The organism is Heliomicrobium gestii, assembly GCF_009877435.1.
Taxonomy (GTDB): Bacteria; Bacillota; Desulfitobacteriia; order Heliobacteriales; family Heliobacteriaceae; genus Heliomicrobium; species Heliomicrobium gestii.
Window position 1 is genome coordinate 123,454 of sequence record NZ_WXEX01000012.1, and the last position, 15,090, is coordinate 138,543.

13 protein-coding genes are annotated in these 15,090 nt (G+C 53.6%); 5 read left to right on the forward strand and 8 right to left on the reverse strand.

The window, feature by feature from the left end; all coding sequences use genetic code 11:
• Nucleotides 1-64 precede the first annotated feature (64 nt).
• The 6 genes from GTO89_RS13710 to GTO89_RS13735 form a co-directional block, all read right to left on the reverse strand.
• The gene (locus tag GTO89_RS13710; RefSeq protein WP_161262657.1) at nucleotides 65-1,090 is read right to left on the reverse strand and encodes a beta/alpha barrel domain-containing protein; all 1,026 of its coding nucleotides are present in this window, start codon (nucleotides 1,088-1,090) and stop codon (nucleotides 65-67) included.
• Nucleotides 1,087-2,232, reverse strand: a complete 1,146-nt coding sequence (locus GTO89_RS13715; protein ID WP_161262658.1) for an acyl-CoA dehydrogenase family protein — start codon at nucleotides 2,230-2,232, stop codon at nucleotides 1,087-1,089. The genes GTO89_RS13710 and GTO89_RS13715 overlap by 4 nt, the downstream gene beginning before the upstream one ends.
• 66 nt (nucleotides 2,233-2,298) lie before the next feature.
• A complete protein-coding gene (locus tag GTO89_RS13720; protein ID WP_161262659.1) occupies nucleotides 2,299-3,834 on the reverse strand; it encodes an acyl-CoA carboxylase subunit beta in 1,536 nt (511 codons plus the stop codon).
• A 15-nt stretch (nucleotides 3,835-3,849) separates the two neighbouring features.
• Nucleotides 3,850-4,638, reverse strand: coding sequence for an enoyl-CoA hydratase-related protein (locus tag GTO89_RS13725; protein WP_204758246.1), 789 nt, complete (start codon nucleotides 4,636-4,638; stop codon nucleotides 3,850-3,852).
• Nucleotides 4,639-4,646: 8 nt separating this feature from the next.
• A complete protein-coding gene (locus GTO89_RS13730; protein WP_161262661.1) occupies nucleotides 4,647-4,859 on the reverse strand; it encodes an acetyl-CoA carboxylase biotin carboxyl carrier protein subunit in 213 nt (70 codons plus the stop codon).
• 151 nt (nucleotides 4,860-5,010) lie between these two features.
• Nucleotides 5,011-6,357: an acetyl-CoA carboxylase biotin carboxylase subunit gene (locus GTO89_RS13735; RefSeq protein WP_161262662.1), complete on the reverse strand. Its 1,347-nt coding sequence runs from the start codon at nucleotides 6,355-6,357 to the stop codon at nucleotides 5,011-5,013.
• Nucleotides 6,358-6,582: 225 nt separating this feature from the next.
• Between GTO89_RS13735 and GTO89_RS13740 the strand changes: the two genes are divergently transcribed.
• From GTO89_RS13740 to GTO89_RS13750, 3 genes are all read left to right on the forward strand, one after another.
• Nucleotides 6,583-7,092, forward strand: a complete 510-nt coding sequence (locus GTO89_RS13740; RefSeq protein WP_161262663.1) for a DUF6125 family protein — start codon at nucleotides 6,583-6,585, stop codon at nucleotides 7,090-7,092.
• 148 nt (nucleotides 7,093-7,240) lie between these two features.
• Nucleotides 7,241-7,627 (forward strand): hypothetical protein, encoded by a 387-nt coding sequence (locus GTO89_RS13745; RefSeq protein WP_161262664.1) that lies wholly within the window; start codon nucleotides 7,241-7,243, stop codon nucleotides 7,625-7,627.
• Between the two features lie 64 nt (nucleotides 7,628-7,691).
• On the forward strand, nucleotides 7,692-8,804 hold the full coding sequence (locus GTO89_RS13750) for a radical SAM/SPASM domain-containing protein (protein WP_161262665.1): 1,113 nt from the start codon (nucleotides 7,692-7,694) through the stop codon (nucleotides 8,802-8,804).
• Nucleotides 8,805-8,847: 43 nt separating this feature from the next.
• Here GTO89_RS13750 and GTO89_RS13755 read toward each other — a convergent pair whose 3' ends face one another.
• On the reverse strand, nucleotides 8,848-10,563 hold the full coding sequence (locus tag GTO89_RS13755; RefSeq protein WP_161262666.1) for a methyl-accepting chemotaxis protein: 1,716 nt from the start codon (nucleotides 10,561-10,563) through the stop codon (nucleotides 8,848-8,850).
• Nucleotides 10,564-11,003: 440 nt separating this feature from the next.
• On the opposite strand from GTO89_RS13755, the gene nrfH reads away from it, so the two are divergent.
• Both nrfH and GTO89_RS13765 read left to right on the forward strand, forming a co-directional pair.
• Complete coding sequence (gene nrfH, locus GTO89_RS13760) at nucleotides 11,004-11,525, forward strand: cytochrome c nitrite reductase small subunit (protein WP_207708933.1); 522 nt, start codon at nucleotides 11,004-11,006, stop codon at nucleotides 11,523-11,525.
• A gap of 67 nt (nucleotides 11,526-11,592) precedes the next feature.
• Entirely contained in the window at nucleotides 11,593-13,002 is a 1,410-nt protein-coding gene (locus GTO89_RS13765) for an ammonia-forming cytochrome c nitrite reductase subunit c552 (RefSeq protein ID WP_161262668.1), read from the forward strand.
• Nucleotides 13,003-13,013: 11 nt separating this feature from the next.
• Here GTO89_RS13765 and GTO89_RS13770 read toward each other — a convergent pair whose 3' ends face one another.
• On the reverse strand, nucleotides 13,014-14,729 hold the full coding sequence (locus GTO89_RS13770; protein WP_161262669.1) for a methyl-accepting chemotaxis protein: 1,716 nt from the start codon (nucleotides 14,727-14,729) through the stop codon (nucleotides 13,014-13,016).
• Nucleotides 14,730-15,090 lie beyond the last annotated feature (361 nt).

Consider the following 15,090-nt stretch of genomic DNA (forward strand, 5'->3'; position numbering starts at 1 on the left):
CATTCGATCGGCTTTTTTATCTGCCTCGATCGGATATTCTTTCTCTCAATGAGTTCCCCATCGATTACTCCTCGGTGACCCGCTCACTCGCTCTATCCGAAGCCGCTGCATGATTGGAGAAGCCAGCACCTACCGTTTGGGGCGAATGACGTACGGGTCCGCAACAAAGCACGTTTGCCCGGAGTCGTCGTCCCATCACCTCTTCCACCTCGACGCCCAGGTCACACAACCCTGCCAGGTCGATCGCCGTGTCGACGCCCATCTCCTGCAGCATGGCGACAAGGTCTTCTGTGCAGGTGTTGCCGCCATGGCCGGCCTGGCTGGGCGGAGCGCCGGTTCGCGCTTGCCCGCCCATCGCCCCGAGGGAACTGTCCAGGTAGACAAACCCTTTGAGCAGCGCCATGAGGTTGTTGGCCACTCCCGTTCCCCGGGTGTCATGGAAATGCAGGATCAGATCGGTTTCAGAGAAGCCTTGCCCTCGCAGATGATCGAGAAGGTTGGCCACTTGCCGGGGATTGGCCATGCCCGTCGTATCGCCCAGGCCGATCTGGCTGGCGCCGCATTCCTTCCACCACCTGGCCAGCCGGGCCACCTCTTCAAAGGGCACGTCGCCTGTGAAGGGGCAGCCGAAGGCCGTCAAGATCCAGCCGATAACGTCATGTCCGGAGTCGATGGCCTGCCTGGCCAGGCTTTCCAGTCGTCCCATGTTCTCCAGGCGATCCATCTTTACGTTATGCCGGTTATAGGCGTCGGTGGAGGCGAGCACCATGGCGATCTCGTCGACGCCATAACCAGCCTCCCTGGCCGCCGCCGCCCGCGCCATCGCCCGGTCTGTCGTGACGATGGCGCGAAACCGTACGCCGGGATGCCGCTCGATCGCCTGCAAAACCACTTCGGCGTCATTAAACTGGGGCAGGTATCGGGGATGGGCAAAGCTCGTCGCTTCGACTCGGGTAAAGCCGATTTGCTGGATCCGGTTGAGGATGCGGACCTTGTCGGCCGTGGCAATAATGGCGGCTTCATGTTGCAAGCCGTCGCGAGCCCAGCACTCACCGATGACCACTTTTTTGTCAGTTACATCCATGGTCATTGAAAACACCCCAGTTGTCGCGCGATGACGAGGCGGAGCACTTCCGAGGTGCCTTCACCGATCTCGCAGAGCTTGGCGTCGCGCAGGTACCGCTCCACCGGAAACTCGTCGACATAGCCATAGCCGCCATGGATCTGAACAGCTTCCAAGGCCGCTTTCGTGGCGATTTCCGAGGCGAAAAGCTTCGCCATGGCCGCTTCTTTGGTAAAGGGCCGCCCGTTGTCTTTCAGCCAGGCCGCTTTCAGGACCATGGTGCGCGCCACTTCCACATGGGTCGCCATGTCGGCGAGCTTAAAGGCGATGGCCTGAAACTTGGCGATGGGCTGCCCGAACTGGGTCCGCTCCCTGGCATATTTGAGGGCTGCCTCCAATGATGCTTGGGCGATGCCGACAGCCAACGCTCCGATGGCGATGCGCCCGCCATCCAAGACTTTGAGAAACTGCTTAAAGCCGAGCCCCCGTTGCCCCAAGAGGTTGGCTTCCGGCACCTTCACATCGTCGAAAAAAAGTTCACAGGTGTTGGAAGCGCGCATGCCCAGCTTCTGGTAGCGGGAGCGGACGGTGTATCCCGGCGTGCCTGTCGGAATGATGATCGAACTGATCGAGCCGTAGACACCTCCCTTGTCTGTCACCGCCGTGGCAACGACACAACCGGCATGGTCGGCATTGGTGATCCAGCACTTGCTCCCATTGATCACCCATTGGCCGTCCTCCAAACGGGCCTTTGTCTGCGTGCCGCCAGCGTCGGATCCGGCATTGGGCTCTGTCAGACCGAAGGCGCCGAGAAAATCGCCGCGACAGAGGGGCGGCAACCACTTTTGTTGCTGTTCTTTGGCGCCGAAGAGGTAGAAGGGCGCGCAGCCCAGGGAGATGTGGGCCGCGTAGGAAAGGGCCGTTGCGGCGCAACACCGGGCGATCTCTTCAACCGCCAAGGCGTAAGAGATGGTGTCCCCGCCGGCGCCGCCCACCTCTTCCGAGAAAGGCAAACCCAGTAGCCCCAATTCCCCCAACTGACGAAAGATCGCGCTGGGAAACTCGCCCGTCTTATCGCGCGCCGCCGCCCCCGGCGCGATCTGCCCCTGGGCAAATTCCCTCGCCAGTTTCTGCACCGCCTGCTGCTCAGGAGAAAGGGCAAAGTGCACAGCCACACACCTCCATGTTTATTTAGAAATTTCTGAAAATTTTAGATTGACGGCTACACCGGCCTTTTACACCGGTGTGACCGCATGTTTTCGCTGGGAAAAGGCGACTTTCTTGCTTCGATAGAGAGCAAATCGCCGGAGCAATTCCTCTCTCAGCCGTTCCGGCTGCACGACGGCGTCGACAACCAGTTCAGACGCCAAGTGGGCCAGGCAGATGTCCTCCTGGTACTCCTTGCGGCGCGCCTCGATGAAGGTCGACCGGTCTTCCGGCGGAAGCTCTGCGATTTTTTTCGAGTAAACAGCGTTTACCGCTGCCTCAGGACCCATGACGGCGATGCTGGCCGTCGGCAGGGCCAGGCAGGCGTCCGGTTCGAAGGCAGGGCCGCACATGGCGTAAAGGCCGGCCCCGTAGGCTTTGCGAACGACGACAGAGATCTTGGGAACGGTTGCCTCCGAGATGGCGCAGATCAACTTGGCGCCGTGACGGATGATGCCGGCCCGCTCCACTTTCGTTCCGATCATAAAACCGGGCACATCCATCAAAAAGAGCAAAGGAATGTTAAAGGCGTCGCAGAGTTGCACGAACCGGGTCGCTTTATCGGCGGAATCGATAAAGAGCACACCGCCCTTCACCCGCGGCTGGTTGGCGATGATGCCGACGGTTTTTCCGCCGAGCCGAGCCAGCCCCGTGATCACCTCTCCGGCAAAGAGTTTTTTCATCTCCAGAAAACTCCCGCCGTCGACGATCGCGTCGATGAGTTCCTTCATATCAAAAGGGGCGTTGATATTGGCCGGGATGATGTTCGTGATGGGGCGCTTGCTCTCCCTGGGCGGAAGGACCTCTGCGGGGGCAGGGACATCTTTATGATTTTGGGGGAAGTAGCCAAGATAGCGGCGGCAGATTTCAATCGCCTCGTCCTCAGTCGTAACGAGGAAATCGCCGCAACCGGAAACCGAACAGTGCATGCGGGCGCCGCCCATCTCCTCGAGGGTGACCTTCTCGCCAATGACCATTTCAGCCATGCGCGGAGACCCCAGGTACATGCTGGCGTTGCCTTCCACCATGATGACGATGTCACAGAAGGCGGGGATGTAAGCGCCGCCTGCGGCGGAGGGGCCAAAGAGCAGGCAGATCTGGGGCACCCTGCCGGACAGCATCACCTGGTTGTAGAAGATGCGTCCGGCGCCTCTGCGACCGGGAAACATCTCCACCTGATCGGTGATCCGGGCGCCAGCCGAATCGACAAGGTAGATGATCGGGATATTCAAGTCCAAGGCCGTCTCCTGCAACCGCAGGATTTTTTCGACGGTCCACTGGCCCCAACTCCCCGCTTTGACAGTGGAGTCGTTGGCCATGACACAGACCGGTCGGCCTTGGATGGCGCCGACCATGCAAATGACACCGTCAGCGGGCAGATCCGCCTCCAGGCAGTTGGCTAAGAGCCCATCTTCAACAGCGCTCCCGGGATCGAGCAGCCGGGCGATCCGCTCGCGGGCAAAGAGCTTGCCCAGGCGGGCATTGGCTTCATGGTATTTGCCGGCGCCGCCGGCATAGACGTTCTCCATCCGTTCATCGAGACGGGGCTTTTGCGCACTCGCCATAGGTCTCCTCCCCCCTCATTCCCCCCGAAACTGGGGCGATCGCTTTTCCCGAAAGGCCTGCAGCGCTTCCGTCCGATCGGCCGTTGGGATGCAGACCTCATAAGCCTTGCTCTCCATGGCCAATCCCGTGTGCAGTTCCGTTTCGACACCGTAATTGATGACGTATTTCGCTTGTTGCAACGCAACAGGGCCGTTTCGCAGGATCTCTTCGGCCAATGCCTCGACAGCCGGCATCAATTCCGCTCCCGGAACGACCCGGTTGATGAGACCGATTTGAAGCGCCTCCTCGGCATTGACTACACGGGCCGTAAAGATCAGCTCTTTTGCCCTGCCGGCGCCGATGAGACGGCTGAGCCGCTGGGTGCCGCCCGCTCCGGGGATGATCGCGAGGCGGGTTTCTGTCAGCCCTAACTGCGCATGACGGGCGGCAACTCGAATGTCAGCCGCCAAAGCCAGTTCCGTTCCTCCGCCCAGCGCGATGCCGTTGATCGCGGCGATGACCGGTTGGGGCAGCGTTTCGATGTCGTTCATCGTCTCTCGAATGGTGTATATGTACTCACGCACCTGCAACGGCGTCATGGCGGCCCGTTCCTTTAAGTCCGCGCCGGCGCTGAAGGCTTTTTCGCCGGCGCCGGTAAAGACAAGCAAACGGACCTGTGGTTGAAAGCGCACGGAGTGGCAGATAGATCGGATGGCCTGCAATGTCGGCAGATCCAGCGCATTCATGACCTCGGGCCGGTGGATCGTCACCGTAGCCACATGGTCTTGTAGGCGAACCTGGACCGTGGGGCTCAGGCTCTTCACATTGGCGCTCATTCCAGAATCATAAGGACATCGCCTTCGTTGACAAAGTCCCCCTCGACCACCCTGACTTCCACGACAGTCCCCGCCGCTTTGGCTTGCACGGGGATCTCCATCTTCATCGATTCCAGGATTACCACGTCTTGATCAGGCTGCACCACCGCCCCTGATCTCACTTCGACACGAAACACGGTGCCGGTCATATCGGCGAGTATCTCTTTCATCCCTTTCGCTCCCCCCATTTTTCGATCGTCCTCTTTTGTCTTTGCTCCTCTACTTTCGGTTATGCTTATGCGTTTTTTCCATTTTTTTGATCCGGCGTATTTCTTCTCTTTACTCGCACAGACAGGGATATCGCGCAGCCTTTCTTTCTCTTTATTGCTTTCTTCCCAGTCGTTCTTGCAAGAAACGGGTTGTGACCCGCCCAGCCAGGAATTCCTCATGGACCAACAATTCCTGCAACAGGGGCAGATTCGTCTGAATCCCCTCAATGACGATACCGGGCAGCATCGCTTTCCATCTCTCCAGCGCGTCCTGCCGGCTTTCCCCGTGAACAATGACCTTGGCGATCAATGGATCGTAGTAAGGGGTGATCCGGCTGCCCGTGGTAACCCAGGTATCGACGCGGACACCCGGCTCATCAGGGAAGCGAAATTCTGTAATGACTCCCGGCGAAGGGGCAAAACTGAGAGGGTTCTCGGCGTATAGGCGAAATTCGATGGCATGGCCGTTTGGCCCAATCGCGTCCTGGGTCCATGCCAACGGTTCTCCCGCCGCGATGCGAATCTGCTCCTGCACGATGTCGACGCCGGTCACCATCTCAGTCACCGGATGCTCCACCTGCAGCCGGGTGTTCATCTCAAGAAAATAAAAGCGCCCGCCTTCATCGACGAGAAACTCCATCGTTCCTGCGTTGACATATCCCAGCGCCTTGGCGGCGTGAACAGCCGCCTTCCCCATCCGCTCGATGACTTCCTGCGACAGGCGTGGCGCCGGGGCTTCCTCCAACACCTTCTGATTGCGCCGTTGGATGGAACATTCCCGTTCCCCCAGGTGTATGGTATTGCCGTGCTGATCGGCCAGCAGCTGGATCTCCACATGGCGACAGGCGTTGAAGTATTTCTCGATGAAGACCGTCCCGTTGCCGAAGTACCGGGCCGCCCGATTGGCGCAGGCATCCCAGGCCTTCGCCAGTTCCGTTTCGTTTTTGGCGATCTGCATGCCGATACCGCCGCCGCCGGCGGCTGCTTTGACGATGACGGGATAGCCCACCGATTCGGCAATCCGGCGGACCACCTTAAATTCCGTTACCGGTTCCACCGTCCCCGGCGCAACTGGCACGCCCAGGTTCGCCATGATGTGGCGTGCCTGCACTTTATTGCCCATGTCACGAATGAGCGCCGGCGACGGTCCGATGAAGATCAAGCCGGCATCTACACACTGCTGGGCAAAGGTGTCGTTTTCCGATAACAACCCGTACCCGGGATGGATGGCGTCAGCGCCGCAGGCTAAGGCCGTTTCAATGATTTTTTTCTCCATCAGGTAGCTCTGCGCCACCGGTGGAGGCCCCAGCCGGAAGGCTTCTCCGGCTTCTTTCACATGGAGCGAGTCAGCATCGGCATCAGAATAGATGGCCGCCGTCTTGATTCCTAAGCCATGGGCGGCCTTGATCACCCGTAGGGCGATCTCGCCCCGGTTTGCCACCAAAAGCTTCTTGAACAACCGCTCACCTCCGGAATGAAGCTTCCACACTCTGTCGTTGACTCCAGTTGCAGCGACTAGGCCACAACAAGAGCACAGTCACTATTTTAATAATTTTCAAAAAATTTTGTCAACAGTTTGGCTGCGTTTCGAAAGGTTTTTTCTGCTTTTGCTCGTATATTACGCCTTAGTAGTTTTTACCAAGGAAGGGCGACCGATTAATGAACCTTTTGTGGAGGTATGGAGATGAAAAACCTGGATTGGGACAAGGAGCAACTCTCCAAATTCATCGAAGACTTGGCCAAACGCTGGCTGGCCCATGACGGCCTGTGGTTTCAAGCCGTCGAGAAGAAATACGGCATGGAAGCCGCCATGGAAGCCGATGCCGCCGCGTGGGCGCGCTTTAGTCCCATTGAGGCTCAGCGGATCAAAGCCTTCCTGGGATTGCCGGAGCAAGGCGGTCTCGACGCCCTGGAACAGGCGCTGCAATACCGGCTCTACGCCTTCATCAACGAACAATCGATCGTCCGCGAATCGCCGGACAAGCTCATTTTTCGAATGATCGACTGCCGCGTCCAGTCAGCGCGGGAGAGGAAAAAGATGGACCTCTTCCCTTGCAAAGAGGTTGGCATCGTCGAATATAAAACATTTGCCCAGGCCATCGACCCCCGGATTGAGACGCGCTGCCTGCAATGCCCGCCCGATCCGAAAAGCGATTGCTATTGCGCGTGGGAATTTACACTAAAATCCTTTTAGATATGGCCCCAGAAGTTAGAGATATAAAATTTCCTGGGAAAATAATTCTATCAACTTATTGCCGCAAACACCTCGTTATTGTATTCTCATATTAGAAAATCATCCGATGTTCCATCTACGTTTGCACTGAGAAAAGGAGGGGACCTTCATGGCGAGTTCGGAGAAGTTCACCGAGAACCCCATATCCGGTATTCCCTATGTAGACCTGAAAATCAGCGTAAAGCAAGTAGAGGAGTTTATTCACAAAAAACAGATTCCTTCAATCGATCATCTTGTAGCGCTCCACACCATGAAAGGTGTAGACGCTGTAAAAACAGCACCAATGGACCGACATATTTCCTTACAACTAAAAAACGGGGGCTTGAAAATCCCCCATCTGCACCTCAATGATCACATTTATATGCTCGATCAAGAACAATGGAGAGAGTTTTCCGGCATGATGCTGGCCAAAGTGAAGGAAAAAATCGCTCAGACCAATTCCGTATCCTTTGAACAGCTCGCGGAACTCTCCTCTGTAACGGGAAAACTAACATAATCAACCGAAAACCAGGGATGTGACAACCTCCCTGGTTTGTTTATGGACCAAGAAAGGGAACACGATGAAGTACACGCTCTTAATCACCCAAGAATGCAACTTGGATTGTCCTTACTGTTACATACAAAAGCGCCCTACTATTATGACCATCGAAGTAGCCGAAAAAATCATTGACTTCATCTATGGCAACACCCCAACCGGAGAAAAAATCGATATCGGATTTTTCGGCGGTGAGCCGCTTCTAGCCTTTGAACGGATTCAAGAGGTCACCGCCTTGATCGAATCCCATCGTTCCTACAGAGACTACCCCATTGAACTCAGCATCGTTAGCAATGGCACGATTTTTTCGGATGCCATCGCCGCATTTTTGAACGATCATGACATCAGCTTTTGTATCAGTTGTGATGGCCCCGGTAAGTTGCAGAATCTGGCGCGAAGCTTTCACAGTGGCGATGCTACATCAGCTATTGTGGAAGCAACCATCGAACAAGCCAGAGAAAAACTGCCGATTCTTTTGGTTAATGCAGTCTATGGGCCTCAGACGTTTCGTGCATTGCCGCACACGGTTGAATATTTCCGTTCCCTCGGATTAAAGCGGATTTTTCTAAATCCCGATTTTTCAGCGCCATGGACGCAGGTCGACGCGAACGACATTGCTTCCGTATATGAACAAATCGCGGCTATCTATATAGATAGCTACCGAAAAGGAAGTCCGCTCTACATCAGCCTGATCGATGGCAAAATCGCTACCATCTTGCGTGGCGGCTATCAAAGGGAAGAACGTTGCCAAATGGGAATAAAAGAGTTTGCCTTTACACCAGAAGGCAACATCTTCCCCTGTGAACGCCTGGTTGGCGACGGCGCCGCTGACAATGGGCACTGCATCGGTCATATCGATCGGGGGCTCCTATTGAATAAGATGACCTGTCACGTCCATCCCGCTGAAGCCATCAACAGGACCTGCAACACCTGTGGTTTGCGCGACTATTGCATGAATTGGTGCGGTTGCTCGAATTATCAATCGTCAGGATATTACAACAAGGTTGGTCCTTTTACCTGTGCATCAGAAAAAGCCGCCATTACCGTTGCGATAAATGCATATCAGTTACTGGAACAGGAACTGGGGGCAACCTTTTTTGAGCATCTGGCAGGCATACCGAGCATGAATGCTCGGTGACGCTCCCCTGCTAATCAAAGTCATACCATCGAATCCGTCAACATTAAAGCTGAAACTTGGCTACCTCCACAATCAGTTCCTGGGCGAGTTTCGCCAGCGCTTGACTGGAAGCGGCGATCTCTTCCATGGAAGCCACCTGTTCCTCTGTCGCCGCAGAGACATTTTGCGTTTCTGCGGCTGCTTTTTGGCTTTGCTTTTCGATCTGCCGCATCGCTTCCACGATCTGATCACTTCCAGCCACCAGTCGCTGAACGGCAACGGAAATATCTTTCGTCCGACTTGCTCCCTCTGTAACCAAATCGGCGATTTCCCGGAATACATCCCCAGCAGCGTGAACAACCTCTGCCCCTTTATGCACCTCCCGTGTTCCGTTGTTCATCGTTACCACTGCCTTAGCCGTGTCCGCTTGGATTTGATCGATCAACATCGCGATTTTCTTCGCCGCCTCTTCTGACTGTTCGGCAAGTTTTCTCACCTCATCCGCCACAACTGCAAAACCTCTTCCCTGATCGCCCGCCCTTGCTGCCTCAATGGCAGCGTTAAGGGCCAACAGGTTGGTTTGACTGGCAATGCCGGCGATGGTGTCTACGATTTGTCCGATCTCTTGGGAACGCTCGCCCAGTTTTGTGACAACAATGGACGATCCGGTAATGGTATTTTCGATCTGGTTCATCTGGGAAACCGCTTTTTCCACAGAAACGCCGCCGTTCTTGGCCCGCTCTGCGGCCTCTGTTGTCTGGGATGCGACTTCATTGGCCCGCGTAGCGACTTGTAGTATGCCTGCGGACATCTGCTCAACCACGTTCGATGTTTTGTTGGCCGCTGTTAATTGCTCCGTCGCGCCGTTTGCCACATCGACGACCGATGTAGCGATAAGGTTGCTGGCCTGAGTCGACTGTTCAGAACTCGCCGAGAGTTCTTGACTCGATGCCGCCAGCAGTTCTGACGTGTGCGCTACCTTTTGAAGCAACTGGCGCAAGTTGTTGTGCATCTCGTTGACTGCCCTTGCTACTTGCCCTAATTCGTCAGTAGAGCGAATCGCGAGGGGCGAAACAGAGAGATTTCCACTGGCGATCTCTTTGGATATGTTGACGACATCCCTCAAAGGATTCACAATCGAACGCGAGATGGCCCAACTGATGAACAGGATCAAGAACAAGGATGCCCCATTGATACTGATTAACCAACGAACGGCGGTGGCCTCCTTCTTCTTGTTCTCCTTCTCCATCTCTTCCGCTTTTTTTTCGGTGTATTCAGATAGTTCTCTAACTTTCTTGCTCAATTGCTCGCCTAATTGTTGAACATTTTTTATGTATGAAGCATAGGCCTCTTCATTTTTGTTTTGAAGAGCCAAGTCCATCACCGCTTGTCTATTCTTCCTGAACTGTTGTAATACTGCATCGCTTTCTTCCAACAACCGCTTTTGTTGCTCATCCAACGTAAACGATTTGATTCGTTGTATATTGTCATTATATTGTTTCGCCCTGTTCTGAATATCTTCGATTAAACGTTTATTTTCGCTTTCATCCTTCGTAAGCATTAATGCCAGTATGTCAGCCTGAATCACCCTTTGATGGGCGCGATTCTCCGTTAACAGTTGTACAGAGATTAATTTATCCTGATACATGTCTTCAAGGGCTTTATTCGATTCTTCTAGATAACTGTAACCGACTATACCGATAACCGTGCAAAAAAGGACTGATAACGCCACAAGAACGCCGATTTTTTTCGAAACACTCAGATTGCGAAACAAATTCATGAGCACTCGCCTCTTTTCCATGTGTTTTCATACAACCGAATATCGGTGCGAATATCTTTAATTAGCGATCAAAACCTGCGAAACTCCAACGAAAAAAAAATCGCGCCCCCTTCTTGTGCTTGTTTTGCCAATCACATGAACGACTACACAACAGTGGCTTGTTCATTACTTTTGTTTATGCTACTTTAAATTACTTCGTATTTGTCGGAATTTTCTTCTATTCGACCTTATTCGACATCATTTCGTAAATCCCTTTTCTTCTATAGCATTCTACACATGTCATCATCACGTTTCTTTGGACTTTTGACGAAAAGCCTGGCGCCCCTTCGCCAGGCTTTTCGCGCACATGATTTTTGATCTCCGAGAAACACTATCAGCACTAAGGCGGCTTTCAGGAGTGAGTCTCATGGCCCGCGCAACGAACAAGATCAGGTGATGTGATGAGATGGAAGCAGTGGCTGTCAGGTTGGAGAAGACACGCCAAATGGTGGCAACTTGGACTGTTCGCGGCTGTGATCGCCGTAGGGATCGGCGTTCTGATTGGACGTCAACCCCTAAAAGGGCTCGTTTATGCCCTAGATCGGCCTGAATTATGCGCGTCTTGTCATGTGATGGAGCCCCACTATGAATCGTGGTACCATTCGGCTCACCGGACGGTCAACTGCAATGATTGTCACACGCCGCACAATTTTATCGGCAAGTGGTTCACCAAAGCGAGGGCCGGGATCGTGGACACATGGGTTTACTTCATCGGCCCCATGCCGGCGCAGTTTCGGGCCAAGTCGCACACCCTGGAGATCCTGCAAGACAACTGCATCCGTTGCCATGAAACGTTCGTCAGTCGCATCGGCGATACACGCCGAGGCGGCGGTCTCTATTGCTTTTCCTGTCACCGCGATGTGCCCCATGGCGTTCAAACCGGGTTAAGCCCCAATCCCAGAGATCTAGAGATGCATCGATGAGCGAAGGGAAGCCATGAAGCAAACGGGAACCACCATGTGGAAACAACTCAGGAAATGGAGAGAAGTCATGCAACAGAAGCAACTCATAAGCATGATCCTGCATCGGATGAGAAAGACGCGCTCAAAAGCAGCAGAGAACATCTCATCGGTGTTGAACGTTAAGACCTCCATTTTGCTTGTATGGTCGGCGCTGTTCGTCGCCGTCTCTCTTTCACCGGGCTGCACCAGCCAGTCAAAAAGGCAAATGGAACCGCAAAACATAGAGATTGGGGAATTTGAGGCTGACCCGGCTGTCTGGGGCAAGCGCTACCCCGACCATTACGATTCCTACCTGAAGAACAACCAGATCTCTCGAACGGAATACGGCGGTTCGGACAAGTATTCCAAGCTGGAGCGCGAGCCGCTCCTCAAGATCCTCTTCAACGGTTACAGCTTTTCCAAGGAATATAACGAGGACCGGGGTCACACCTATGCCCTCGAAGACATCCGCATGATCGACCCGGCCCGCAAGAGCGCCGGCACCTGCATCACCTGCAAGACGGCCAACTTCAAGGAACTCTATCAGAAGTACGGAGAGACCTACTACACCCAGCCAATCACACAACTTCTGGAGGAATCGAAGCATCCCACCAACTGCATCGACTGCCATGATCCCAAGACCAACGAACTGGTCATCACGCGACCGGCGCTCAAAGAAGCTTTTGAGCGCCAGGGCAGAGACATCACCAAAGCCAGCCGCGCCGAAATGCGCAGCCTAGTCTGCGCCCAGTGTCATGTGGAGTACTACTTCGCGCCGGGCACAAAGAAGCTCGTCTTCCCTTGGGACAAAGGGGTCAAGGCCGATCAGATCTACTCCTACTATGAGGAGATCAATTTTTCAGACTGGACCCACCCCGATTCCAAGACACCGCTGCTAAAGGCTCAGCACCCCGATTGGCAGCTCTTTCAGGGGAGCACGCACCAGGAAAACAACGTCTCCTGCGCCGACTGCCACATGCCCTACGTGCGAGTGGGATCATCCAAAATCTCTTCGCACTGGTGGACCAGTCCGCTCAAACAGATTTCCGATTCCTGCGGGACTTGCCACAGACAGTCAGAGGATTATCTGAAGGATCGAATCCTCTACACCCAACGCCGCGTCTATGACCAGATGAAGAAAGCGGAGCAGGCCGTGGCCGGCGCGATCGCTTCGATCGGGGAGACGAGCAAAAATCCGGCGGCGAACGTCGCTAAACTGGATGAAGCGAGGAAACTGCACCGCCAGGCCCAGTGGTATGTCGACTATATCTCCTCGGAAAACTCCATGGGCTTCCACAACCCCCAAGAAGCGCTGCGACTCCTGTCGGAAAGCCAGCGCTTGGCCGGCGAATCTCGCGTCCGGGCGCTCGAAAGCGTGTCCGCTGTCTCCCTGCCTCCCCTGCCCAACCCCGAACCGCAAATGATCACGACAGAGGAAGATAAAAGTCCGAAAAAGTGACACGCCAATGGCTACAATCGGAACTTGGCTACCTCAATGAGGAGATCCTGGGCCAATTTCGCCAAAGCCTGACTGGAAGAGGCGATTTCCTCCATGGAAGCCAGTTGTTGTTCTGTCGCCGCCGAAACGCTCTGTGTTTCTTCTGCCGATTTTCTACTTTGTATTTCTATTCTCTTGATCGCTTCGACAATCTGAAGACTGCCCGTGGTAATCTCTTGGAGCGTTGCCGACATATTTTTCGTCTGCGTCGCCCCGGAGGAAACGAGCGCGGCAATATGTTGGAATGACTCGCCGGCTCGATTGACCACATCGGCTCCTGTCTTCACTTCGCGCGTCCCATCGTTCATCGCCATAACGGCTTTTTCTGTGTCTCCCTGGATCTCCCCGATCAAGGCGGCCACCCTTTTTGCTGCCTCTTGGGACTGTTCCGCCAGTTTTCTTACCTCATCTGCGACGACGGCGAATCCCTTTCCTTGTTCGCCGGCACGCGCCGCCTCTATGGCCGCATTCAGCGCGAGTAAGTTCGTCTGACTAGCGATGCCGGAGATCGTACCGACGATTTGCCCGATTTCCTTGGAGCGATCTCCAAGCTTCGCTACGACTCGGGACGAGTGGTTGATCGTGTTTTCGATTAGAACCATCTGGTTGACCGCCTTTTCGACCGTATTTCCGCCTTCTTTCGCCTTCTCAGCAGCTACGGTCGTTTGGGTCGCAACTTCATTGGCATTGGCAGAAATCTGGCGAAGACGTAACGATATTTGTTCCACTACCGCAGATGTCTCATGGGTTGTCGTGAGTTGTTCTGTCGCTCCTGCCGCCACATCAACAATGGAGGTTGCGATGAGGTGAGTCGCTTCAGCCGACTGTTCGGAACTGGTCGTCAATTCTTCACTCGATGTTGCCACTTGCTGTGACGACTCCGCTACCTTTTGAATCAAAGAGCGTAGATTTTTCAGCATCTCTTGTACAGCCTTGGCAAGCTGTCCCACTTCATCGGCGGTGTCTGTTACCAAGTCTTTTTCCTTGAGATCACCGCCTGCGATATCTTTTGCAATGCCTGCAACAATCGCTAATGGGTTAGCGATGGAACGAGTGATCGTCCATCCGAGGCCAATAATCAGCAGCAATGAAACAAGATTGAGCGAAATCAACCAGATTGCGACCGTTTCCTCTTTCTTCTCATTTTGATCCTGGGCCACTTCCGCTATTTTGTCGGTGTAAAGAGCAAGTTCTTTGATTTTCACGCTGGCCTGATCGCCTGTCGTCCGCACCTTGCCGACGTACAATGCATAAGCGTCCTCATTTTTGTTTTGTAACGCCAGTGCGATCACGTCTTTGTTATTTTTTTCGTATTCCTGCATTAAACCACGGATTTCCTGCATCATTCGCTTCTGATAATCATCCATCTTTTTTGTTTCCAGTGTTTGCATATTGTCATTAAATTGTTTGGTTCGTTCCTGGATGCTGTTCAACAATCGCTTGTTCTCGTTTTCATCTTTTGTCAGCATCAACTCCAGTAAGCTGGCCTGAAGTGCCCGTTGATGGTTGCGGTTTTCAGTGAGCAACTCAATGGAGATGAGTTTTTCATGATACATATCTTTTAAAATCTCGTTTGACTGTGACAGATAATGATAAGCCAGCAGACCTGTCGTCGCAATAAAGAAACTTGATAGAAGAATGAGAAAACCAAGTTTTTTGGCAATTTTCAAGTCATTGAACCATTTCATCGGTCACCCTCCCTTTCACGCATTCGTTTTCGCGGTCTTTCGTGGTTGTACTCTCATTCTCGAATCGAGTGATTTTTTCCTCTTTCTGAATTTTTCCGTAAAAGAATGCCTGTATGTAATAGCGGAAGCAGTAACCCGCTCCACAGCTTAAGCGAAACCATGATGCTAGTAGTACAGTTATTTCGACAGATTACGACTTTTTCCTTCTTTAATAGAAATCATCGTTCTCAATAATATGAATGAAATTATTGGTTTTGACCGGCGCTTTTCCTTTGTCGCAAATAAAAAAGCACTGCCGAACTGGCAATGCTTCTTCTCGCTCCTTCAAAACTGAACAGAGGGAATTCGTAAAGCAGCAAGA